The organism is Microcoleus sp. AT9b-C3 (assembly GCF_036705485.1).
GTDB lineage: Bacteria > Cyanobacteriota > Cyanobacteriia > Cyanobacteriales > Microcoleaceae > Microcoleus.
The window spans coordinates 1-23,056 of the sequence record NZ_JAUBUR010000015.1 but is presented as its reverse complement, the minus strand read 5'-3'; the positions used below and the strand labels follow the sequence as shown (position 1 = coordinate 23,056).

At 45.9% G+C, this 23,056-nt stretch carries 17 protein-coding genes; 10 read left to right on the top strand and 7 right to left on the bottom strand.

Annotated features, from left to right (window positions below; all coding sequences use genetic code 11):
• Positions 1-94 precede the first annotated feature (94 nt).
• Positions 95-976 carry a Cof-type HAD-IIB family hydrolase gene (locus QUB77_RS15340; RefSeq protein WP_333174528.1) on the top strand — a complete coding sequence of 294 codons (882 nt, stop codon included), beginning with the start codon at positions 95-97 and terminating at the stop codon, positions 974-976.
• Positions 977-1,534: 558 nt separating this feature from the next.
• On the opposite strand, the gene QUB77_RS15335 is transcribed toward QUB77_RS15340, so the two are convergent.
• The 4 genes from QUB77_RS15335 to QUB77_RS15320 all read right to left on the bottom strand — a co-directional run bounded on the left by QUB77_RS15335 (position 1,535) and on the right by QUB77_RS15320 (position 10,610).
• Complete coding sequence (locus QUB77_RS15335; RefSeq protein ID WP_333174531.1) at positions 1,535-2,425, bottom strand: alpha/beta fold hydrolase; 891 nt, start codon at positions 2,423-2,425, stop codon at positions 1,535-1,537.
• 212 nt (positions 2,426-2,637) lie between these two features.
• Positions 2,638-4,665: an adenylate/guanylate cyclase domain-containing protein gene (locus QUB77_RS15330; protein WP_333174533.1), complete on the bottom strand. Its 2,028-nt coding sequence runs from the start codon at positions 4,663-4,665 to the stop codon at positions 2,638-2,640.
• Entirely contained in the window at positions 4,631-9,331 is a 4,701-nt protein-coding gene (locus tag QUB77_RS15325) for a response regulator (protein ID WP_333174535.1), read from the bottom strand. Before QUB77_RS15325 ends, QUB77_RS15330 begins: the two co-directional genes overlap by 35 nt.
• Positions 9,332-10,100: 769 nt before the next feature.
• Complete coding sequence (locus QUB77_RS15320; RefSeq protein ID WP_333174537.1) at positions 10,101-10,610, bottom strand: hypothetical protein; 510 nt, start codon at positions 10,608-10,610, stop codon at positions 10,101-10,103.
• A 77-nt stretch (positions 10,611-10,687) separates the two neighbouring features.
• On the opposite strand from QUB77_RS15320, the gene QUB77_RS15315 reads away from it, so the two are divergent.
• From QUB77_RS15315 to QUB77_RS15275, 9 genes are all read left to right on the top strand, one after another.
• Positions 10,688-11,605: a histone deacetylase gene (locus tag QUB77_RS15315; RefSeq protein WP_333174539.1), complete on the top strand. Its 918-nt coding sequence runs from the start codon at positions 10,688-10,690 to the stop codon at positions 11,603-11,605.
• Between the two features lie 142 nt (positions 11,606-11,747).
• Positions 11,748-12,758: a glycosyltransferase family 2 protein gene (locus tag QUB77_RS15310; RefSeq protein WP_333174542.1), complete on the top strand. Its 1,011-nt coding sequence runs from the start codon at positions 11,748-11,750 to the stop codon at positions 12,756-12,758.
• A 195-nt stretch (positions 12,759-12,953) separates the two neighbouring features.
• Positions 12,954-13,535 (top strand): serine acetyltransferase, encoded by a 582-nt coding sequence (locus QUB77_RS15305; RefSeq protein WP_333174544.1) that lies wholly within the window; start codon positions 12,954-12,956, stop codon positions 13,533-13,535.
• Positions 13,528-14,184 (top strand): acyltransferase, encoded by a 657-nt coding sequence (locus QUB77_RS15300; protein ID WP_333174547.1) that lies wholly within the window; start codon positions 13,528-13,530, stop codon positions 14,182-14,184. The genes QUB77_RS15305 and QUB77_RS15300 overlap by 8 nt, the downstream gene beginning before the upstream one ends.
• 68 nt (positions 14,185-14,252) lie before the next feature.
• Positions 14,253-14,768 carry a serine acetyltransferase gene (locus tag QUB77_RS15295; protein WP_333174550.1) on the top strand — a complete coding sequence of 172 codons (516 nt, stop codon included), beginning with the start codon at positions 14,253-14,255 and terminating at the stop codon, positions 14,766-14,768.
• A gap of 97 nt (positions 14,769-14,865) precedes the next feature.
• A complete protein-coding gene (locus QUB77_RS15290; RefSeq protein WP_333174552.1) occupies positions 14,866-15,879 on the top strand; it encodes a glycosyltransferase in 1,014 nt (337 codons plus the stop codon).
• Between the two features lie 46 nt (positions 15,880-15,925).
• Entirely contained in the window at positions 15,926-17,224 is a 1,299-nt protein-coding gene (locus QUB77_RS15285) for a glycosyltransferase family 4 protein (RefSeq protein WP_333174555.1), read from the top strand.
• 40 nt (positions 17,225-17,264) lie between these two features.
• On the top strand, positions 17,265-18,509 hold the full coding sequence (gene epsE / locus QUB77_RS15280) for an exopolysaccharide biosynthesis GT4 family glycosyltransferase EpsE (protein WP_333174557.1): 1,245 nt from the start codon (positions 17,265-17,267) through the stop codon (positions 18,507-18,509).
• Positions 18,510-18,570: 61 nt separating this feature from the next.
• On the top strand, positions 18,571-19,821 hold the full coding sequence (locus tag QUB77_RS15275) for a glycosyltransferase family 4 protein (protein WP_333174560.1): 1,251 nt from the start codon (positions 18,571-18,573) through the stop codon (positions 19,819-19,821).
• Positions 19,822-19,991: 170 nt separating this feature from the next.
• On the opposite strand, the gene QUB77_RS15270 is transcribed toward QUB77_RS15275, so the two are convergent.
• The 3 genes from QUB77_RS15270 to QUB77_RS15260 form a co-directional block, all read right to left on the bottom strand.
• Positions 19,992-20,345, bottom strand: coding sequence for a DUF1257 domain-containing protein (locus tag QUB77_RS15270; RefSeq protein WP_006635781.1), 354 nt, complete (start codon positions 20,343-20,345; stop codon positions 19,992-19,994).
• A gap of 130 nt (positions 20,346-20,475) precedes the next feature.
• Positions 20,476-21,996 (bottom strand): stress-responsive protein Ycf46, encoded by a 1,521-nt coding sequence (ycf46, locus tag QUB77_RS15265; protein WP_333174564.1) that lies wholly within the window; start codon positions 21,994-21,996, stop codon positions 20,476-20,478.
• A gap of 107 nt (positions 21,997-22,103) precedes the next feature.
• Entirely contained in the window at positions 22,104-22,454 is a 351-nt protein-coding gene (locus QUB77_RS15260; protein WP_172188736.1) for a hypothetical protein, read from the bottom strand.
• Positions 22,455-23,056 lie beyond the last annotated feature (602 nt).

The window sequence follows — 23,056 nt, the reverse complement described above, 5'->3', positions numbered from 1 at the left end:
TAGTCTTCAAAAAATCAGAAGTCGCACTTTGCTATCCAGCCAGTGGCAAAATAAACGGGTGCGTGCAAATCAACAGCTAAAATCTAAAAAAATCATGCAGAATATAACTGCCTCAAATCCAGCTAATGCGACCGATCGCGCTTTTGGCACCGCAGACATTCAATTGCTGGTAGTGGATATAGACGGCACGATCGCAGGTTTGTCAAATACCATCCGAGAACCAGTCAAGCAGGCAATTTTGGCTGCGGAGTCGCAGGGAGTGAAAGTGGCCGTCGCTACGGGCAGGATGTACCGATCAGCTTTGCGTTTTCACCGCGACATCGGCTCAACATTGCCGCTGATTTGCTACCAGGGCGCGTGGATTCAAGATCACGCTACTCAAAAGCGGCTGCGGCACTTGCCGTTGTCGAAACAAACTGCTCTGCAACTTTTAGATTATTTTGAAGAACCGCATTTGCGACCGCTGCTTTCGATCCATTTCTACATTGAGGATCAACTTTACGTGCCGGAAATTACCGCAGCTACCCGAATTTATGCCGAACGATCGGGCATTGAACCAATGGTAATTAAAGATTTGCGGCGAGATCTTCCGGGGGAACCGACGAAAGTTTTGGCATTGTGCGAGAATCCGGGGGTACTCGACGGCTTGCTCAGCAGTATGCGGCAGCGCTACACGCCTGCGGAGCTTTATTTGACTCGATCCGTTGCTACTTTTTTTGAAGCTACGCATCCTGTGGCGAATAAGGGAGATGCGGTGCAGTATTTAGCGGAGGAACTTTTGGGTTTGCAGGCGGCGAACGTGATGGCGATCGGCGACAATTTTAATGATGTAGAAATGATTGCCTACGCGGGTGTGGGCGTGGCAATGGGCAATGCTCCTGATGGGGTGAAGGCGGCTGCTGATTGGGTGGCGCCGGATGTGGAGGAAGATGGGGTGGCGGCTGCGATCGAACAATTTGTTTTGGGCGATCGTTGATATTTTTACACCTATAACGCAGGGGCGGGTTTAGCGACATTTGGAAAAATGTATATCAACCCGCCCCGACCCAGCGACAATTTATTATTATATAACTGTCTAGTTTTGAGTTCTATGCAATCAAATTTTGATGCTCAAAAAAAGTCCACACTTTCGGATTTTTCGAGATTAAGTCGAGTCAATTACTTTGTTTGCAACATCAGAATATTTATTTAACGAACCGCGAAGACGCTAAGAACGCGAAGGAAGAAATGAAGAAGGCGGGGCGGGCTTACATATCTTCTGGATGTGAATTTATAGATAATTTCAAACTCTTAAAAATGGGTTCCAACAGAAAGAGCACCGACGACTGGCCGTGTTTCGTCTCGGTGCTCTTACTGGTTCGCTCCTCACACGTCCATCAATATAGCTGACTCAGTAAATTGTGTCAATACTTTTTACCAAAATTGTTTTTTGAGTCGGCGGCAGCCGGGGAGCTGGTGCGGTGGAGCGAGGCTGAACCTTTGTAATGCAGGGGTTTTGGTCGATCGCCCAAGGGTTGCCTCGATCGGAAAAATTTTACTTCAATTCCAGCAGCCAGTCCAAAATCAGAGCGTTGACTTCACTCGGCCGCTCGTCGTGAGGACAGTGGCCTGTGTTGGGAATGGAAACAAATTTCACTGGTTTATCGTTGGCTGCCAATTCTTGATAAATCTGGCTGCCGGCTATTGGTGTCCAGGGGTCGTCTGCGCCCCAAAGTACCAATAACGGACGATCGACTTTGGGCAGCAATTCGGACGGTTGAGGGCCTGGAGGGGCTGTGAGTATGGAGGCAAACACTTGTTGAGCTCCGGGCTCGCAGGAGGGGGCGTGGAGGAGTTCTACGAGTTCGTCCGTGATGGCTTCGCGGTTCCCGTAGACTTGGCGCAGGGTGTTGCGGATGCGGTGTTTTTGGCGGATGTTGTTGAACATAAATGGGCCGATCAGGGGCGATCGAACTAATTTAGTAAACGTCCCCATCACTACTCGCAGGGGGAAATTCAGTTCGTCCGGCCGATGGTTGAGCCCGCCAGCACAGTTGATTAAGACACCGCCGGCTGATATTTCTGGATGGTTGGCAACTACCATCAAACTCAGCAAAGCGCCGATCGAATTCCCGACAAATACCGCCGGTTCCTGTACCAGATCCGCCCAGAAATCAGTCAGCAATTCTTCCCACAATTCCAGAGTGTAATCTAGGGCTGGTTTGGCGGAAGCACCGAATCCCAGCAAGTCCAGAGCAAATACGCGATAGCCGCCGGCTGCGATTACGGGGATATTTTGCCGCCAATGTCCGATCGAAGCGCCAAATCCGTGAATCAAGATCAGAGGGCGGCCGGTTCCTTGGACGGTATATTGGATTTTGTGACCTTTCCAAGTCCAAATTAGCTTTTCAAAACTCGTTGCAGATACTAGCTGTTGTGCTGTCACGGCTCTTAATGTAAATTTTCGTTAACTTCTTTGATCATACCAGCACAATCCCTCTAAGGGCGGCCTCGGAGCAACGCTCCACACGAACATTCAACTCTTGAGAAGGATGGAAGATATCAGGTTAAATAAACATACTTCCTTCTTGCTTCCTCCTTCTTGCTTCTTCCTTCTTGCTTCCTCCTTCTTGCTTCTTCCTTCTTCCTTCCCAATTTTTACTTTTTTTGTAGCAACCAATAAGTCATCATATTGCCCTTACCTTTTACCGGAATCACGCCTCGCCTCTCAAACAAATACTTATCTTTCAAAAGCTCATAAGTAACATCAGTAACTTGAATGCTGCCTGCAAAACCCGTAGCTTCCATCCTCGCCGCCACATTCACCGTATCTCCCCATAAATCATAGGTAAACTTGCTCACACCAATTACTCCCGCAACCACCGGCCCGGAATTGATGCCAACGCGAATTGCCAGTTTTTCCCCTGTCTCGGCGCACAACTTTGCTATTTTTGCCTGCATTCCCAAAGCCATTTGGGCGATCGCCTCGGCGTGATCCTGTCTCGGCGTAGGCAACCCCCCGACTACCATGTAAGCATCGCCAATAGTCTTAATTTTCTCCACACCGTACTTTTCAGCTAACTGGTCGAAGTGCGAAAAAATTACGTTTAAGCGCTTTACCAACTCGGTGGGAGACATTCTAGCAGACAACTCAGTAAAGCCAACAATATCAGCAAATAAAACACTTACTTGGGCAAAACTGTCGGCGATCGTGCTTTGCTCTGCCTTCAAGCGTTCTGCGATTGGTTTTGGTAAAATATTTAACAGCAACTTCTCGCTTTGTTCTTGTTGAACTTTTAGCGCTTCTTGCGCTAATTTGCGTTCTGTAATGTCAGAAACAGTACCCTCATAGTAAAGCAGCTCACCTTTTGCATCTCGGACAGCCCGAACATTTTCTGACACCCAAATCCGGCGCCCGTCTTTGCGACATACCATAGATTCAAATCCCGAAACGGCATTTTCAGCATCCATAGCAGCCACAAATTCGAGGCGGCGTTCTGGGTCAACGTAAAGTTGCTGAGCAATATTTTTAATCTCGGACATCAGTTCTTCTGGCGAGTCGTAACCGTACAATTTTGCTAAAGCTGGATTAGCGCTGATATAACCTCCTGAAGGCGTGCTTTGAAAAATGCCTTCCATCGCATTTTCTACAATGCTGTGATATTTTTCTTGGGCAATACGCAGCAATTCTTCTGCTTGTTTGCGCTGAATTAAAGAACCTAATTGAGTGCCGACCGCATTAAAAACGTCTATAAATCGTGCGTCTTTCCCACCAGACGAAATTTTAAAGAAAACTAGCACTGCCAATACTTCATCGCCTACCAAAATCGGCACGCCAAAACCCGCTTTGAATCCGAGTTCTAGTGCTATCTGACTTCGGAGAAAATGCGGGTAGCCCTTGGAAATATCTTCTACCCATTCCGGTTGCTTGGATGCCCAAACTCGTCCCGGCAGCCCTATATTCCGGGCAAATGTCAGTTGTTGGCTTTGGGTGCGGAACGATTCCATGCTGGGGTTGCTGGCATACCAGCCCCGGGCAGATTGCAGCACAGTTCCTTCTGCATCGGGAATCCAAGCTTCTCCTACATCCCATCCGATTGTTTCGCCAACTTGGTGCAAAATTACTTCTAAAGCTGAGTGAAAGTCTACAGCTTCGCCGATCGCCCGCGTAGTTTCCAGCAAAAATCGGATTGATTCTTCAGCCCGCTGCCGTTCGGCAATTTCTTCCTGCAATCTAGAATTGCGATCGTGCAGTTCCCTAGCTTGCTGTTGCAGTTGGGATTGCAGCAAACGAAGGGAAAGTTGGTTTTGGACGCGGGCTAAGACTTCTTCTACTTGAAACGGTTTAGTAATATAATCTACTCCTCCTACTTGAAAAGCTTTAACTTTTTCCATAACGTCATCTAGCGCACTAATAAAAATTACCGGAATATCTTTAGTTTGTTCGCTTAACTTTAACTTCTCACAAACTTCATACCCGTTCATTTGCGGCATATTAATATCTAGTAAAATTAGATCGGGAGGAGATATTTGTGCCCCTTGCAAAGCCAAGTGTCCGTTTATAGCCTTCCTGACATGATATCCGTGACATGTCAGCATAGTCGATAAAAGTCGCAAATTATCCGGCATATCGTCAACGATCAGAATGTCTTTAGGAGTCGCTGGTAAGGGATGGTCGTTCATCATAATATAATTGAGTTAAATCGATAATGATATCTATCCGAAAATTATCGACTAAATCTGTTAAAGCGTTAGCGAGATTTGCCTCAGTTTCGGGAATTTCCTCGATCAGTTCGAGGATGCGGTTGTCGTCAACGCAAAGTGCTGCTCGGTGCAACTCGACCACCCAGTCTGTGGGCATTACACTCAAATCCTCGGTGGTCAAACTTTTAAGCAGCGTCGGTGTTGAAAAAGAAGTAGATAAGTTTTCTTTCTCATAAATATAACGCAGGTTGAGGTGATGCGCTATCTTTTCAAAGAGTACCTCTTCCCGAAACGGTTTACAGATCAAATCGTTACAACCAGCCGACAAAATTATTTGCCGCTGCTCGTCAAAAGCACTCGCAGTCAGGGCAATAATTATTGTTTCTCTACCTTCTAGAGTTTTCTTGATCTCTCTTGTAGCTTCATAGCCATCCATCACGGGCATCAGCATATCCATTAAAACCAGGTGCGGCTTCCAAGTTGAATGCAAAGCAATTGCTTCTTGACCATTAGTTGCTTCGCGGACTTCAAATCCCAGGGGTACCAGCAGCTTAAGCAGCAGTTGGCGATTTTCCGCTACATCTTCAACTATTAATATCCGATAAGTGTCTTGTCCGGATTCTAAAGCAATAACTTGTTTAATCGGCGATTTTTCTTGTTCATCACTTTCTGTTACTATGTTAACCCAGATATTAAAGCTGAAAACTGTGCCTTGGTCGAGTTGACTTTCAACAGCAATATCACCTCCCATAATTCGGACAAACTGTTGGCTGATAGGCAAGCCCAGACCTGTTCCCTGCATGGATTTTCGACCAGTTTCGGTTTGTACAAATGGCTTGAATAATGTGGAGATTTCCGAGGGAGAAATGCCTGGTCCCGTGTCGGCAATTTCAAAATACAATTGGGATTTATTTTCTTGTATGGCGTCTTTTTTAGCGTGCCTACTGACGCGCAAAGTAACGGTTCCGTGTTGAGTAAATTTAATTGCATTGCCGAGTAGGTTAATTAAAACTTGCCGCAATTTAGCTTCGTCTGTTTGAATGTACTGCGGCAAATCATCGGCATTTTCAAAGATTAGGTGCAAACCTTTTGAGTTGGCTTTTAGTTGCAGCATTTCTTTGAGACTGTTGAGAAGGTTGTAGAGATTGAAGCGGCTGGGATTGATGGTAATTTGACCGGCTTCAATTTTGGACATTGACAAAACATCATTGATGAGTTCCAGCAAATGTTCGCCGCTGCGGTTAATAATTTCTATGTATTCTTTTTGTTCTTCCGTGATAGAACTGTTGCGGGCCATGACTTGGGAAAAACCGAGAATGGCGTTGAGAGGCGTGCGGAGTTCGTGGCTCATGGAAGCTAAAAATTGGCTTTTGGCGCGGTTGGCAACTTCGGCGTTTTCTTTGGATTTAATCAGTTCCATCGACTGCCTTTGAGTGCGGGCGAGCAATTCCGCTTGCTGTAATGCTACTCCTAGCTGAGTACCGACATCAACTACAACGTTGATTTCAGCTTCGCTCCACTGCCGGGGAGCTGAATTTTGATAGGATGCTAGTAATCCCCAGAGCGTTTTTCCGCAGAAAATTGGCACAATAATGTAAGATTTAGCTTGAAATCTTTCTAGCAAATTGATGTAACAAATATCGAATCCTTGCTTGTAAATGTCTGGGACACAAAGGTAAGTTGTACCTCGGCTGTAGGGCCCGCCTTGGGTTTCTTGCAAATAGGTATCGCGTACTTCTTGTGAGGGGCTATCTAATTCTTTGACGACGCAACGGTCGCTGTCTAAAGCGCCTTCAGTAAGGTGAGAATCGAGTTCCTGTGCTTGGATGAAAGAAACCCACTTCTGGTCACGGGATTCCGCTACAAATTCGCCGCTCCAGTCTGGATTGAAACGGTAAATGGCGACTCGATCGCACTTCAGGGTTTGGCGCAATTCTCGGGTTGTAGCGTGAAAAATTTCTCGGATATCTAAAGTTTGCCGCATTCTTTCAATGATGCGGGCGATCGCTCTTTGTCGTAAAGCACTTTCTTGCAGTTCGGTTTCTGCTTGCTTGCGTTCGGTAATATCTACAGCCATTAAAGCAATGCCGATCGCTGTACCGTTATCGTCAATTAGCTGAGTATTATACCACTCGCAGATGATAATTCTGCCGTCTTTAGTCAGATTTTCGGTAGTGCCGCTGGATTTGGCATTCAAGTCATGATTGAAAATCTCAGATAATTGCGGGTGGTAGCTTTCAGGTACGATCAAATCGGAGGCGACTCGACCAATCGCTTCTTGCTCACTGTAGCCAAAAATAGCAACGGCGGCGGGATTCCAAGTGATAATTTCTAAATTGAGGTTTAACTCGATAATTGCGATCGGCGTTTGCTGCAATAAAAACGAGATTCTTTGCTGCGATGCTAGCAGTTTCTCTTCGGCTAATTTGCGGTCTGTGATGTCATTAGCAGTGCCGAGAATTTGTTTGGGTTTACCATCTGCTGTTCTGAGAAATACTGTATCCCAACTGTGCATCCATCGCCATTCACCGTTTTTGTGTTTCATGCGGTATTGACATTCAATGACCTCACCGTCTTTGGCTTGATCTACTTTTTGAACGCTTTCAAAAAAGTCTGGCAAATCGTCGGAGTGGAGTAGAATTGGCATCATTGCTGTACCCATATCTTGTATTTCTTGAGCTGTGTATCCGAGTAGCGTCGAAATTTGTCGGTTGGTGTAAACATTCCGCTGTTCAATTAAATCGTAAACGTACAATAGGTTGGGATTGGAATCGGCGATCGCTTGAATGAAGTGCTGGCTCTCTCTGAGTGCGGATTCTGTTTGTTTGCGAACGCTAATATCTCTGGCTACGATAATTACTGAATCAGGAGTAAGCGGAGAAACTTTAGCGTCTAGGCAAACTTCGCGCTCTCCGATTTTAAAGCTATATTCAACATTAATGGTTTGCTTCGTTTTTAGAGCTTGTTTGATGGCATTTAATACTAAATCTGCTATAGGTGGCGGCAAGACTTCATGAGCGGTTTTGTTAATCATTTCGCTAGGAGGTTTCACCAAATTTGTTGATGCTGTCGGGGCAATTTTGATGCAGCGCCCTTCGGCATTTCTCACTAAAACTGTGTCAGTCATGGCGGCAAAAATCGCCCGCAATTCTGTTTCAGATTCTTGCAAAGCTTGCTCGGCGCGGACACGGGTGCGAATTTCTGCTTGCAGCACTTTATTTTGCCGATCGAGCTGCTGAATTCGGTTTTTTTCTCGTTCGATCAGTTTAGCTTGAGCGATAGCGAGCCCTACTTGAGCCGCCACAGCTTCTAATAAGTCAATTTCCTCGGAAGTCCATTCCCGGTAACGATCGCACTGGTGCAAGCCGATTGCGCCGTTTGCCCTGCCTTGGTAGGAAGTGCGAATTGCCAGCATCGATTTTAACCCAACCTTCTGGCAAATCGGTTGAGCAGCTTGCAAAAGAGGGTCTGAGTAAACATTGTTAGAGGCGATCGCCATATCTTGTATCATCATTTGTACGACGTGAGGATTGCCCCAAATTGGAACGGGTACGTTCCGAAGAGATTCGTAGCCCGATTCGAGATACTCGGCCGCCAGAGGAATATCTACTTGGGGAGTAGTAACGTAAGTATGAATCAAACAGCGATTGACGCTGAATGCCAGACCGATTTGAGTTGCAGCTATTTGAAATATTTGTTCTGGCTGTAAGCTTGAGCGAATTTCTTGAGTTATTTTGGCAATCAGCAATTCTCGCTGAACTCGCCGTTCTAGAGCAGCTTTAGCTCCAGCCATTTCTATTTCTGCGTGTTTGCGATCGCTGATATCAAAAAGTACGCCATACCAAACAATATCGCCATGATCGCGCATTTCTGGCCGAGCATTAGATTGCAGCCATTTGAGTTTACCCGACGGTGTAACAATCCGCCATTCACAGGCAAAAGGTTCTAAAGTTTGGGCGCTACTAGCAATTTGTTTTACCAGATATTCGTGGTCATCTGGATGATTTTGATCGAAGCACAAGTCGGGATTATTTAATATTTCCTCACTCTCTAATTCGTAAATATTCCTACAAGCATAACTAATATATTCAAATTTGAAACTTCCATCACCCTTCTTGGTAAATTGATAAAGAACTCCCGGTATATTGACCGCCAATTTCTGCAACCGCGCTTTGCTTTCCCGGAGTGATTTTTCTGTTCGCTTGCGAAATTCTACCTCTTGTTGCAGTTGGAAATTCTGCTGTTTTAATTGTTTTGATAGCTGTTGTATAGTCAATTGACTTTCGATCCGCACTAAAACTTCTTCCACTTGAAAAGGCTTAGTAATGTAGTCAACACCGCCGGCTTCAAAAGCTTTGACTTTGTGAAAAATTTCATCAAAAACACTCAAGAAAATAACCGGAATTTCCTTCATTTTCTCGTTGGATTTCAGCCTGGCACAGACTTCATATCCGTTCATTTTGGGCATGGCAATATCTAGCAAAATTAAGTCGGGTAGAACGGTTAAATTAGCATTAACCGCCATTTCTCCCGAAATCGCCCGCTGAACTTTATACCCTTCTTTCGTCAATATGTTTGATATAAAACGCAGGTTGTGGGGCTGATCGTCAATAATTAAAATGTGAATATTTCCTTTATCAAATATCATTTTCTGTCGGATTATTGTGAATTTTTTAGTGCTAGCAGAAGATTGATGATTTAATAAATTTAACGATTCCTTCCGATCGTAATTATTTATTCAACCTTTTCAAACTCAGCAAATAGAGGAGTAATTTTAGATATTAGCCCATTAACTAACGCACCTTCTATTTTTAAACTTATTGGTTGTTTGTCTTAAGGTTTACCCTCAAATTAACCGTATTTAACCATAGATCCTTGCCGAAACAAATTCCCTTATTTGATGTCCAAATTAAGTTGGCAGAAAAACAATCCTCGCTTAGGCACTCCAGACCAAAGCAACCGGGTTTTTTAACTTTGTTCAAGGACTGCGACAAAGTATTTTAGTACAACCCGTTTGATGCGCCCAAAACAGTTTTTTGCTTGACTTTAGCATTAAAAATTCCAGGATAATAACGCAAGTTTCTGGATATTCTGTTGCCACATTCCAAGGGTTTTAGCAGAGATACACACCTGGACATACCGCGAGGCGAAGAAACCGTTTTTTTACTTTTGTCGCTGCAACAAAGTCTGGCTGTGAAAAACCTCGGTTTTGACGCACCCGCTTATCAGTCTTAAGATATTTATAGGTAACTAAGAGTATATAGCAATCCTCAATCATTTGTTAATTTCTTACTCCCGATCGAGCGGGTTCGGGGAGGGTTGGGGTAGGGTAAAAAAATTACGACTCCTGAAAGAATTGGTATAGATCAATCCACCCGCACCCAAAGCCTACCATATAAACTATTTCTCGGTCTTTTCTAGGCAAGCAATTCCTTAAGTTTAGCAATATTTTCCTTGCTGAAGTAAATTTTAATTTCTAGTTCTTGGTCAGCCTCCCATAACAGCAGCATATTATCTTCGCCCAAGGCGATTTCTGGATTATTCAATTCAAGTGTTTGATATTTAACTTCGGGAATTCCTACGCGAATTACCAGTTCCGCTTCCAACTGAGGATAGATGTACAATTGCTGTTGCAAGTTGTCAAGTTCTAGTTTGTCAACAGTGTTATTACGTTGGACAGGAGAACCGCGTTTGTACCAATAGAGAGTATCTTCACGGATTTCGGGATGGACTATCACAAATGTTTCGTCAAAACGCTGGGGGTGCCAGTGAATTTCGCTCAGACCGCCGATTTGCGGAATCAGTCGCTCTACCCAGCTAATTTCTTTACCGTTGAGGTTTCCCCACCACTCACTGATATTATGGAGATTGTCAGCATTTTCGGGGTGGCTGCTGCCGGACTGCCAGACTGTTTTTAGTTGTTGCATATACAGGTTCTCCAGCGAATTTAAATTTTAGATTGCAGGCTTTCAATTGGAGATTCATTCGTTATACAATAATTTTAATGGACTTACCAATTATTTACCACGAAGATTACGTTGCACCTCTGCCACCGGATCACCGCTTCCCGATGGCAAAGTTTCGGATGCTTTACCAGATGCTGCTCGCGGACGGGGTAGCAGATGAATCGCAATTTCACGCTCCCGAACTTCCCCCTCAAGAATGGATTGAATTAGTCCACGACCACTCTTATGTTCAAGCTTACTGCAACGGGACGCTCGATAACAAAGCTACTCGGCGAATTGGTCTGCCTTGGAGTCGCGCCCTTGCTAATCGTACTTGCACTGCGGTTGCAGGAACTGTACTAACTGCAAAGCTCGCTTTAGACTATGGTTTGGCTTGCAATACTGCGGGCGGAACTCATCACGCCTTCCCTGCTTTTGGGTCGGGTTTTTGTATTTTTAATGATTTGGCGATCGCCTCTCGCGTCTTACAAAAAAATGGTTTAGTTCGCAAAGTTTTAATTGTCGATTTAGATGTCCACCAAGGAGACGGAACCGCCGTAATATTCCAAGATGACAGTAGCGTTTTTACTTTCTCAATGCACTGCGAAGTAAATTTTCCCGGCACTAAACAAAAGGGCGATTTAGATGTACCTTTGCCTGTGGGTATGGAGGACGACGAATATTTACAAACATTGGATAAATTCTTACCAGATTTGCTTTCAAATGTCAAGCCAGATTTAGTTTTGTACGATGCTGGAGTAGACCCTCATCACGGTGACAAACTGGGAAAATTAGCTTTAACTGATACAGGCTTATTTCGCCGGGAAATGCAAGTTTTGATGGCGTGTTTGGCTGGCGGCTATCCCGTTGCCTGCGTGATTGGCGGGGGCTATTCCGATGACGCTAAGGGGTTAGTTTACCGGCATTCACTGCTGCACCGAGCTGCCAGTCAAGCCTACAGGCAGTATCGACTTTGATCCAGAGCGGCGATACTTCCGAAATGTGGCCGAAAAAACTGTCTCCCTCACCCAAACAAATAAAAATACTATTAGCGATCGCTCCAGCTTGCCAGATGGGTACAACTTGAGCTAAAAAGTTGTTAAACAAACAACGGTACTTATGTCGAAGGCCAGCGAGTCCAATCACCCCTATCCACTGCTGGTTGTCATTGTTAACTACCGAACCTCTAGTTTGACAATTGACTGCTTGCGCTCTCTAGTTAGCGAACTTCCATCGCTGCCCGGTATGCGAGTTGTAGTTGGCGACAATGCTTCAGGCGATCGCTCCGTCGAAGAAATTAGTAGTGCGATCGCCTCAGAAGGCTGGAGCGAATGGGCATCCTTCGTTCCCCTAGACCGCAACGGCGGATTTGCCTTCGGCAACAACGCCCTGATCCGTCCCGCCCTCCAATCCACCAATCCCCCCCCTTACTTCCTGCTGCTCAACCCAGACACCATAGTCCGCCCCGGTGCCTTGAAAGCCCTCGTCGAGTTCATGGACACTCATCCCGAAGCCGGCATCGCCGGCAGCCGCTTGGAAGACCCCGACGGCACGCCCCAGGAGTCAGCTTTTCGGTTTCACAACATCTTGACCGAACTCGATTTTGGTTGGCGGACAGGCCTTATATCCAAGTTATTAGCCAACTGGGCCGCAGCGCCTCCCATTTCCCAAGAAACCTGTCAAACTGATTGGGTAGCTGGAGCCAGCATGATCGTCCGTCGCGAAGTATTTGAAAAGATTGGCTTGATGGATGAAGCTTATTTCATGTACTGCGAAGAAATGGACTTTTGTCTGCAAGCGAACAAAGCTGGCTGGAGTTGCTGGTACGTACCCGAAAGTCGCGTTGTCCACTTAGTCGGCCAAAGCTCAGGCGTCACTGACACCAAAAAGCCCCCCAAGAGGCTACCTACCTATTGGTTTGATTCCCGGCGTAGGTACTTTATCAAAAACTACGGCTTGGTTTACACAGCATTAACTGATGTATCCTGGGCTTCGGGTTTTGCAGCCTGGAGGGTGCGCCGCGCTCTTCAAGGCAAACCCGATGGCGATCCACCACAATTACTGAGGGATTTTGTATTAAATAGTGTATTTTTTAAGGGGGGTAAGATTGAAAAATCCAAAAACTTTTAAAGGGAGTTGGTAAATCTGCCAAAGCCAACTAAACTAGGTTAACCTAGGCAAGCAAAATATTTTATGATGCAGCCGAGAAATTAGTATTCTCGATCGATAAAACCGGATTTATCCTTCCTCAAAAACCTGATAGACCAATTAATATCGTCGGTATCTAGCAATAGAGTAAACAAGAAATAGTGTGAATTAGAGCTTATGGTAACTGAGCAAAACTTAATCACCAATGAAAATCAAGTAGAAGATCCCGGCTTGGGACTGTGGCAGCAAATTAAAGAAGACTGGATTGCTCATGGTCGAGATTGGACAAAACCGGGATTTCGCGCCGTAGCAGTGCAGCGTTTTGGCGTCTGGAGAATGCAAATAGAACCGAAATTACTGCGAGCGCCTTTGAGCATTATTTATCGATCGCTCTACCGAAAAGTCCGCAATAGTTACGGGATAGACTTGCCTTACACTGTGAAACTCGGTCGTCGCGTGGTGATTGAACATCAAAACGCTATTATTATTCACGGATATTGTACGATCGGTGACGACTGCATTATCCGGCAAGGTGTAACGTTGGGAAACCGCTATTTGGACAAACCGCTAGAATCCCCTCAATTGGGCGATCGGGTTAACGTCGGTGCTGGTGCAAAAATCCTCGGAAAAGTAAACTTGGGAGACGACGTAAATATCGGTGCCAATGCTGTAGTTTTATCAGATATTCCCGCAGGCAAAACTGCTGTTGGTATTCCTGCCAAAATTCTTCAATCTACCAAAAACCAGGAAAATGCTTAGATCAACATTGCAAAAAATTATCCGCCATCTTGCCATGCGTTACGGCAAGTTCCCTGGTCTTTACGTCCAATTCTGTAACCCCTGTTCCAAAGAATATACAGAATTTATCCGCCGCCACGGCAACTTGTACGCGCTCGGTGAAAATTGCAGCATCTGGCCAAATACCGTGTTTGGAGATCCCGCCTACATCCGCATCGGCAACAATGTTCACTTCTCATCTTGTACCTTGCTTGGCCACGACGGCTCGATCGCCATGCTTGACCGGGCTTACAACGTTAAACTAGATGCCGTAGGCAAGATAGACATCCGGGACAACGTATTTATCGGCTTTAATGCGATCGTCCTTCGCAACGTCACTATCGGCCCAAATGCGATCGTCGCCGCCGGTGCCGTCGTCACCAAAGATGTCGCCGAGGGCGATATAGTGGCCGGTGTCCCCGCCAGACCGATCGGCCGAGTCGAAGACTTAGTGAAAAAATTGCAAGCCGAAACTCAAAGCCTGCCCTGGGCCGATTTGATTAACAGCCGGGAGGGCAGTTTCGACCCCGAAATTGAACCAGAGCTCGTAAAATTACGAGTGTCGCACTTCTACGGCAACACATCCACTCCAACAGCAGCGCAATTCCCGCAATCTCCCTTGTCAAGTTAGAGATTCTTCTTAAAATAAATTGCACAAATAGACCGAATTGTCTACATCATCAAAACACTGCACAAACAATGGTTGAGTCAATCCCTAAGTCAATCATTTCTGCTACAGAAGCAGACTGGAGCCGCGAAAAATCTAGCAAGTGGTGGGAACCCAATCGACAACTGCTCAAATCTATCCGCAACTATCAAAAGTGGCAGAAACAGGGTGGAATTGCAGGATATATTTTATGCCATTGGAACGTGATCCAGCATCGATTTTGGAGCGTGGTAACTGCAACAGACATCCCTTTAAACTGCCAAATACAAGGAGGATTGGTGCTGCCTCATCCTAATGGCATTGTCATTCATCCCAGTGCTTCCATTGGCCCTAACTGTCTGATTCTTCAACAGGTGACAATTGTTGCTGATGTCAAAATCGGCGGTCACGTCGATATCGGTGCAGGAGCAAAAATTATTCGCTCCGTAACGATCGGCGATCATGCTTTGATTGGTGCTAATGCTGTGGTGATTTGTGACGTGCCACCCGGTGCAACCGCAGTCGGAATTCCTGCAAAAATCATCGAAAAAAAGACCCCGAAAGTCTGAGAAAAATTATACAAGTCCCAGAAAAATTATGAAATTAGCTGGACTTTTATTAAAATATAAAACGAACTACTCAGTAGTCGAATTCAAGAGGTAAAACTTGAAACAAATTGGATTAGTAGCGATCGGACGAAATGAAGGGCAGCGCCTCCGCCAGTGCCTCGTCTCGGCCACAAACAAAGTTGCCCGCGTCGTCTACGTCGATTCCGGCTCAACAGACGGTAGCCTAGAGTTAGCCCGATCGATCGGAGCCGATACAGTAGAACTAGACTTATCTATACCGTTTACCGCAGCACGTGCCAGAAACGAAGGCTTTGCCCGCTTGCTCGAACTAGGGCCAGACATCGAATTTGTCCAATTTGTGGACGGTGACTGCGAAGTAGTTGATGGATGGCTCGATCGAGCCTACAGCGAACTCGCAGCCAAACCAGACGTAGCAGCAGTATGCGGGCGCAGGCGCGAACGATACCCCGAAGCAAGCATCTACAACCAATTGTGCGACATCGAGTGGGATACCCCCATCGGCGAAACCAAAGCCTGCGGTGGCGATTCCATGATGCGCGTAGCAGCATTTCAACAAGTCGAGGGTTTCAATCCCGCACTAATAGCCGGCGAAGAACCCGAACTGTGCTTGCGACTTCGCCAAAAAGGTTGGAAAATCCTGCGCTTAGATGCAGAAATGACCCTGCACGACGCGCAAATGACCAGTTTCGCTCAGTGGTGGAAACGCGCTCAAAGAGCGGGTCACGCCTACGCCGAGGGCTCCTGGATGCACGGAAGCGAACCGGAGCGCCATTGGGTCAAAGAAACCCGCAGCACCTGGTTTTGGGGCTTAATCTTGCCAGCCCTAGTCTTGGCAATGACATGGCCGACAAAAGGCTGGAGCTTGTTACTATTGAGTGGCTACCCCTTAGCAACCTATCGCACCTGTGACTATTATATAAAGCATCGGGAGTTCACAACTAAAGAGGCAGCCATCTACGCTTTGTCATGTGTATTAGCCAAATTTCCCCAGCTACAAGGTCAAATCCAGTTTCACCAGCGCCGATTCATGGGCCAGCAGAGCAAGCTAATCGAATACAAAACCACCAAGTCTATTAATTCAGCCAGCTAGAATGACAGCTAACGTCCCTGAAAGTTCACCCCTGAGTAGCAAACAAATGAGTAATAAAAAATTAAAAGTTTTACTAATTGTAGAGCAGTGCAATCCTGAGTGGGCATCTGTACCTTTGGAGGGCTACAATTATTTTCGAGGAATTCACAATTTAGTTGAGGCAACACTCGTTACCCATATTAGAAATAAACCAGCTCTTGAAAAACACCCAGAATACGAAAAAATTTTCTACATTGAAGAAAGAAAATTGACCCAAAAATATTATAACCTGGTCGAAAAATTTACAGCCAATGGACGAGTAAATTGGCCTCTTTATAATGCTTTGAGCTACCCAATTTATGAAGAATTTAATCAGCAAGTCTATCAAAAATTCCAAGGGAAAATTCTCAACGGAGATTATGACATAGTTCATGCAATTACCCCGATAATGCCGCGGTATCCGTTTAAGGTAGTCACTGTGTGCCACCAGACTCCTTTTATTCTAGGACCTGTGAATGGGGGCATTCCGTTTCCAGCGGGGTTTCAAGAAACGGCTAGACAAGAATTTGCTCAATTCAACTTTTTGAGAGCAGTTGGGCGAGCATTAATTCCAGGTTATGTAGAAACTTACAAGAAAGCAGATAAAGTATTGGCAGGTTCAACATATACTCTAAATTTGCTAAAAAAATTGTTTGCTATCCCAGATACAAGAATAGAGCTATTTTACGAAAATGGGATTGCCCAGGAATTTTTAATGTCTGTCAAACCAGCAAAAGAAGAAGGCTCCAAGATAAATTTACTTTTTGTGGGTAGATTAGTGCCTTACAAATGCGCCGATGTGGTCATAGAGTCTATTGGAAAATTAGACCAGGCAATGCAAAGTAAAATACGCTTAACTATCGTAGGAGATGGGTCGGAAAGAAATAACTTGGAAAACCGTGTCAAGGAACTTAATTTAGCGGAAATAGTCAGCTTTGCAGGATGGGTCAATCAATCAGAAACTCTGGATTATTACAGGAAAGCAGATATTTTTTGTTTCCCTTCGGTTCGAGAGTTTGGTGGCGCAGTGGTAATCGAAGCTATGGCTTGCGGACTTCCGTGCATAGTTGCCAATAACGGGGGTATTGGTGAATACGTGAATGAAGAAACTGGTTTTAAGATCGAGCCGATTTCTAGAGAGTATCTCACCCAGGAGTTGACAAGTAAAATTAAGATGTTGGTGGAAGATGATAAGTTGCGGGAAAGTATGTCAGCTAAGGCGATCGAAAGAGCCAGAGAATTTGAATGGGAAAACAAAGCCATAAAAATTTTCGAGATTTACGAAAAAACGCTCGGTGAGAAAGGTGTTAGTGCATCTGCAGAGTAGATAAATATCCTTGAGCTAAAATTTAGAAAGCAGGTACGAAATGAAGGCAACAATTGGATACTTTATTCCACAATTTCCCGGACAAACACACATATTTTTGTGGCGGGAGCGACAATTTCTTGCAGATCTTGGAATTGAAACAGATTTAGTATCAACTCAACCGCCCCCCAGAGCGATCGCTTCTCACGTATGGGCAGAAGAAGCTCAAAAAAATACTGTTTATCTATTTCCCTTTGCTGCGAAAGATTTTATTAACTCATTCCTAGAGGTTGTCAAAGCTGGTCCCGCTGCATGGTGGCAATGCCTTGCAGTTATTGCCAAAGCGAGTGGCATATCCTTATCTGAAAAGGTGCGACTCTTGGCATGGATTTTTGTGGCTGGCAAACTAGCAGGGCTAACAAAAACAAAAGGTTGGTCTCACATCCACGTTCATTCCTGTGCCAATGCCGCCAATATAGCCTTATTTAACTCAATTCTTACAGGCTGTACTTACAGTATGACTCTTCACGGGCCTACTCTAGAAGTGTACGGGTCAAATCAGGAACAAAAGTGGAAAAATGCTGCTTTTGCGATCGTCATATCTCAACTACTTCTCAATGATGTCAAACATAAATTAGCGAACTTTCTTCCCAAACAATTAGCTGTTGCTCCAATGGGAGTTAATTTTGCAGAAATTAAACGCAGCAGCCCTTACACGCCTTGGCAAGAAGGAAGTCCGTGCAAGATTTTTGCTTGCGGCCGCCTCAACCCGGTGAAAGGTCACAAATACTTGATTGACACGGTAGAATTGCTGCGAAATCGGGGATTTGACGTGAGGCTGCAAATTGCAGGCGAGGATGAACAAGGGGGCAGCGGATATCACCAAGAGCTACAAAAAATGATTGAAGATAAATCCATGTCCGAATGCGTGGAACTACTTGGGGCTGTTTCGGAACAGGCAATTCGCCAAGGTCTAGAAGCAGCTCATGTTTTCGCTTTGGCAAGTTTGAATGAAGGAGTTCCGGTTGCTGTGATGGAAGCAATGGCAATGGAGGTGCCGGCGGTAGTTACTAATGTAGGCGGAACTTCTGAGCTAGTAGATGACGGCGCGGATGCTGTATTAGTCCAATCAGAAAAACCCGAAGAAATGGCCGATGCGATCGCCAATATACTCCAAAATCCAGAATTTGCTTTGAACCTCAGTCAGGAAGCTCGGAAAAAAATCATCGCCAAATTTAGCCACGGCCGCAGTGCAGAAACTTTAGCCCAGTGCTTGGAAAAACTTGGAATAACTAACCCGTCTTAGTGATTCCAAAGAAGAAATTTAATCCCAGAGTTCATAAATCTAGTTGAGTCCCATGCAAGTTATGCGAATTTTAATTTGTGCTCAGAACGCCTCAACTAAATTCGGCGGCGAGTCATTGCTGCCGGTCAACTACTTCAGGATACTTCGATCGCGCCAAATAGAGACATGGTTAGTGGCGCACGCCCGCACCCAAGCAGAACTCACAGAGCTATTTCCACAAGAGCGCGAGCGGATGCACTTTGTACCCGACACTTGGCTGCACCGGCTGCTTCACAATTGCGGGCGATTTATTCCTGAAAGAGTTAATGACTTTACTTTTGGGCTGCTTACTCACCTGTACACCCAAGTGCTACAGCGTCGTATTGTCCGGCGGCTGGTGAGCGAACACGAGATTGATATTGTACACGAACCGACACCAGTCTCGGCAACAATTCCTTCGTTGATGTTCGGATTGGGGGTGCCGGTAGTTATCGGGCCGATGAACACGTCGGTTAAATTTCCTCTGGCTTTTCGATCGCGCCAAAATCCTACGATTGATATTTTAATCGCGATCGGTCACCAGTGCGTCGATTTCTTCAATCGTCTTTTTCCAGGTAAAATCAAAGCCGAGACGCTGTTAGTGGCAAACAATCGCACGAAGCAGGCACTTGCATCTGGGGTGCAGGGTAAAATTATTGAACTTGTGGAAAACGGCGTGGATTTCTCGGTGTGGCGAGCGGACTCTAGTTTATCAAAAGCCGCAACCGGGCAGGTTCATTTTATTTTTTTAGGCCGACTGATCGACTGGAAAGCTGTAGACTTGCTGCTGGATGCCTTCGTACCCGTCGCCGCTCAAACCGATGCAGTCTTGGAAATAATCGGTGATGGGCACAGCCGAGGGGAACTTGAAGCTCAAACAGCTCGTTTAGGCATCGACAGCAGCGTTGTATTTAGTGGCTGGCTGTCTCAGGAGGAGTGCGCTCTCAAAATGCAACAAGCTGATGCAATGGTTTTTCCCAGTTTGCGGGAATGCGGCGGGGCAGTCGTGATGGAGGCAATGGCAGTGGGCTTGCCAGTCATAGCAACGAACTGGGGTGGGCCGGCAGATTATCTGAATTCCACTTGCGGTATTTTAGTAGAACCGACTTCTAAAGAAGGATTTGTCCAGGGACTGACAGAGGCTATGCTCAAGCTGGCTCATTCACAAGAATTGCGGCAGAGTATGGGTTGTGCGGGACGGGAACGAGTCCGGCAGCATTTTGATTGGGAACGCAAAGTCGATCGAATACTGGAAATTTATCAACAAACGATCGACGATTGCCCCAAGCATTAGGTAGCCGACCATTAAAGCATAAAGCAGCAGTTTTCAACCTGAAAGCTGCTGCTTGGGGGTGCTAAAAAAGTATGTGGCGGCCCAAAGACCCCCCTATACATCCTAGCGATCGAAAAACGGGTTAACCCGTTTGTGTGGTTAACCCGCGAGCTTGGAAACCTGCAGATCAATTAGTTTTGCACTACCAGCTTAACGTTGGCATTTTGCAAACCGCGCTGCTTGACTGCGGCCAAGGTCTTGTTAACGGCGTACTTCTGGTTGATGGAGTTAATTAACTCAGTTTGATTGTGTTTTTTGGCGACGCCCCAGAGGTCGGCAATCAGGTCAAAGGAACCATCGCTATTGCGAGACCAACCTAGGTCATATTCGCCTTCGAGAATCGCTACGATGTCGGAGCGAACGCGCTGACCGTTATAGCCACGAACATCAGCTTCTGACTTGACTGAAATGCCCAAGTCGCGCAGGGAAGCTTTCAGGATTTCGGCATCGGTGATTTTGGTACGCAGTGTGCTAAAGTGAGACATTGGATTTCCTCCTAATACAACTGAGAGAGAAACAACAACGGTCTGGATTTAACGGTGCCGCTGGGCGGCTCTTGAATCGAACTGCTAGCTGTTGCTAGCCTTTGCTCCTGTTTGGACCAGGAGAAAGCTTTTAGAATTCCATTCGCTGGTATTCAGCGACGGAAGACGCAGCGGGCCGTGCACGCTGTCTAGCCCAATCTCGAAGGGCGGTGACCTGTTCGGTCATTGTTTTAGACAGTGGCATTGTAGATTTAATGGCCGCGATGATGTCTAGCTGCGTAAACTCTCGATCTTGAGCGAAGGCTTCGTACATTGCGGCTACTAGCGCTTGCTCAATCTCTGCACCTGAAAAGCCGTCGGAAACATTGGAAAGTTGCTCTAAATCGAAGCGAGTAATTTCCCGACGCCGCTTTGACAGGTGAATCTTAAATATATCTTGGCGTTCTTCTTTGGTAGGCAGATCAACAAAGAAGAGTTCGTCGAATCGGCCTTTCCTCAAGAATTCTCCCGGCAACCGCTCGATTCGGTTGGCTGTTGCCATTACGAAGACTGGGGAAGTCTTTTCTTGCATCCAAGTGAGGAAGGAACCGAAAATCCGGCTGGATGTGCCTCCGTCTGAGTCGGCCGAACCAGTGCCTCCTGCAAAGGCTTTGTCTAGTTCGTCGATGAAGAGGATGGCTGGAGAGATGGATTCTGCGGTTTTGAGGGCGTTGCGGAGGTTAGCTTCCGATCGACCCACCATCGAGCCGTCGTAGACTCTACCCATATCTAGCCTCAGCAGGGGCAGTCCCCACAGGCGGGAGGTAGTCTTGGCAATCAGGGATTTTCCGCATCCTGGTACGCCGAGAATTAACATCCCTTTTGGTTGGGGCAGACCGTATTCTCTCGCCCTTTCTGTAAAGGCGTTGGAACGCTGTCTCAGCCACCGCTTTAGCTCTTCTAAACCGCCGACTGCATCCAGGGTTTCGTCTTCTTCAATGAACTCTAGAATGCCGTTGCGCCGAATTAATTGCTTTTTCTCCGAAAGAACTATGTCTACTTCTTCTTCTGTAAGGCGCCCCGTAGAAACTTGGGCTTTGCGATAAACTTTTTCAGCTTCGTCCTTGGTCAATCCCAAGGCTGCTTTTAAAAGTTTTTCTCGCCCTTCTGTGGTAATGCGTCGCGATTTCGTTTGCTCCAACTGACCAGACAATACTTGGTTTAGTTCCTTCATGTCTGGCAACGCGAAGTCTAATACCACTACTTCCTTTTCTAGCTCGATCGGAATTTGCTGCAAAGGAGACATCAGTATAATTGTCTTTTGCGTTCCTTTGAAGTTGGCGATCGCATCGCGCAACCACCTCGTTACCGGAGGAGAATCTATAAAAGGATGTAAATCTTTGAAAATGTAGATGCTAGCGTTACTGTTGGGTTCTCGCTGCCTGATCACCCATTCAATTGCTGCCTCTGGGGAGACGGTGTTGTGTTGGGTGGTGGTGCGGGGTTGACCATACTCCACAATGCCGTGAGTTACAGTCCAGATAAATACTCGTCGCTGTGGTTTTGCTTGAGCTATTGTCGAAATTGCTTGCTCACACCGCTCTTCCTCGGATGTCACGAGGTAGATCAGAGGATATTGAGCTTGGATTAGAATACTGATCTCTTCTTGCATAGTCCTCGACCCACTAGAGACGGTGCTATCTTTGCTGAATCTCAATGCTGCCCTTGGCCCTCTTACTGAAAATTTCAGTTTTAGCTTTTTGGGGAAGCAAGGCATTCTTAGCAGGGAACCAATTCTTCCTCTCCCGGTTTGGCCGTGCTGGCACTGACGCCGGACACCTGCTTTACTGGAAGATCCTGTTCAGCCAATACGCTCGGCTGACTTGTTACGGATGCCAGTTCTCCATCTCGCATTACTACTGAACTCGTGCATTCTGGACAGTTGTATACCCGATGGGTTTGTCCGTAGGAGGCTTCTACTTCGTCAACCAGTTCGGGATTTCCTAGGTAGAAGACAATTGCCCTTTCTGCAATTGATGACATCGGTTCAGTTTCGACTGCGGCTCGGATTTTGAGCTGGCGATGCAGTTCTGGTGGAAGATACAATGTAACTTTTTGCTTTTCTTGCATATGACAGTGAATTGACTTACCCGGGTATGTATATCAGATTAGCCGCTTAATTCTTTGCTGTCAAGCCTCTATGCAGCTTTAGCGTCATGTTGTAATATTTCGTTACATTTGAGGGGACTCTGGGCCTTTTAACAACGAAAAAGTTAGGGGTGTAGCTGATGAGGCCGAGGTGCAGCGGCAGGTAGGGGTAGCGTCAATCGATTTTAGATTTTAGATTTTAGATTTTAGATTTTAGATTTTAGATTTTAGATTTTAGATTTTAGAGGCGACCCCACGGATAAATGCTCTTTCTTGAGGATTTTTGATTTTAGATTTGGGATTGATTCCACGGATAAATCACGTGGCGGGTACCACCTTTGAAATTCCTGGTCAAGGACGATCGACCAACTATAAATATCAACCATAGATATAGCCTTTCGAGCGTAACATGAGGTTCTCTCGCGGGCATAGGGCATAGGCATCCGCGGGCATAGGGCATAGGCATAGGACTCGCCCCATACCTCACAACGCTTGAGAACCGCTATATATAGCAATCCTAAATGATTTTCTGTGTGTAACTATATTGACGTATTTTGGGGAAATCAAATGTATGTTCGTTAGTA

Bases quoted from the DNA above. Each gene is read 5' to 3' on its own strand.
- QUB77_RS15340 (WP_333174528.1), top strand. From the start codon at position 95: ATGCAGAATATAACTGCCTCAAATCCAGCTAATGCGACCGATCGCGCT.
- QUB77_RS15330 (WP_333174533.1), bottom strand. From the start codon at position 4,665: ATGATGAACGACCATCCCTTACCAGCGACTCCTAAAGACATTCTGATC.
- QUB77_RS15325 (WP_333174535.1), bottom strand. From the start codon at position 9,331: ATGATATTTGATAAAGGAAATATTCACATTTTAATTATTGACGATCAG.
- QUB77_RS15320 (WP_333174537.1), bottom strand. From the start codon at position 10,610: ATGCAACAACTAAAAACAGTCTGGCAGTCCGGCAGCAGCCACCCCGAA.
- QUB77_RS15315 (WP_333174539.1), top strand. From the start codon at position 10,688: ATGGACTTACCAATTATTTACCACGAAGATTACGTTGCACCTCTGCCA.
- QUB77_RS15310 (WP_333174542.1), top strand. From the start codon at position 11,748: ATGTCGAAGGCCAGCGAGTCCAATCACCCCTATCCACTGCTGGTTGTC.
- QUB77_RS15305 (WP_333174544.1), top strand. From the start codon at position 12,954: ATGGTAACTGAGCAAAACTTAATCACCAATGAAAATCAAGTAGAAGAT.
- QUB77_RS15300 (WP_333174547.1), top strand. From the start codon at position 13,528: ATGCTTAGATCAACATTGCAAAAAATTATCCGCCATCTTGCCATGCGT.
- QUB77_RS15295 (WP_333174550.1), top strand. From the start codon at position 14,253: ATGGTTGAGTCAATCCCTAAGTCAATCATTTCTGCTACAGAAGCAGAC.
- QUB77_RS15285 (WP_333174555.1), top strand. From the start codon at position 15,926: ATGAGTAATAAAAAATTAAAAGTTTTACTAATTGTAGAGCAGTGCAAT.
- epsE (WP_333174557.1), top strand. From the start codon at position 17,265: ATGAAGGCAACAATTGGATACTTTATTCCACAATTTCCCGGACAAACA.
- QUB77_RS15275 (WP_333174560.1), top strand. From the start codon at position 18,571: ATGCGAATTTTAATTTGTGCTCAGAACGCCTCAACTAAATTCGGCGGC.
- QUB77_RS15270 (WP_006635781.1), bottom strand. From the start codon at position 20,345: ATGTCTCACTTTAGCACACTGCGTACCAAAATCACCGATGCCGAAATC.
- ycf46 (WP_333174564.1), bottom strand. From the start codon at position 21,996: ATGCAAGAAGAGATCAGTATTCTAATCCAAGCTCAATATCCTCTGATC.
- QUB77_RS15260 (WP_172188736.1), bottom strand. From the start codon at position 22,454: ATGCAAGAAAAGCAAAAAGTTACATTGTATCTTCCACCAGAACTGCAT.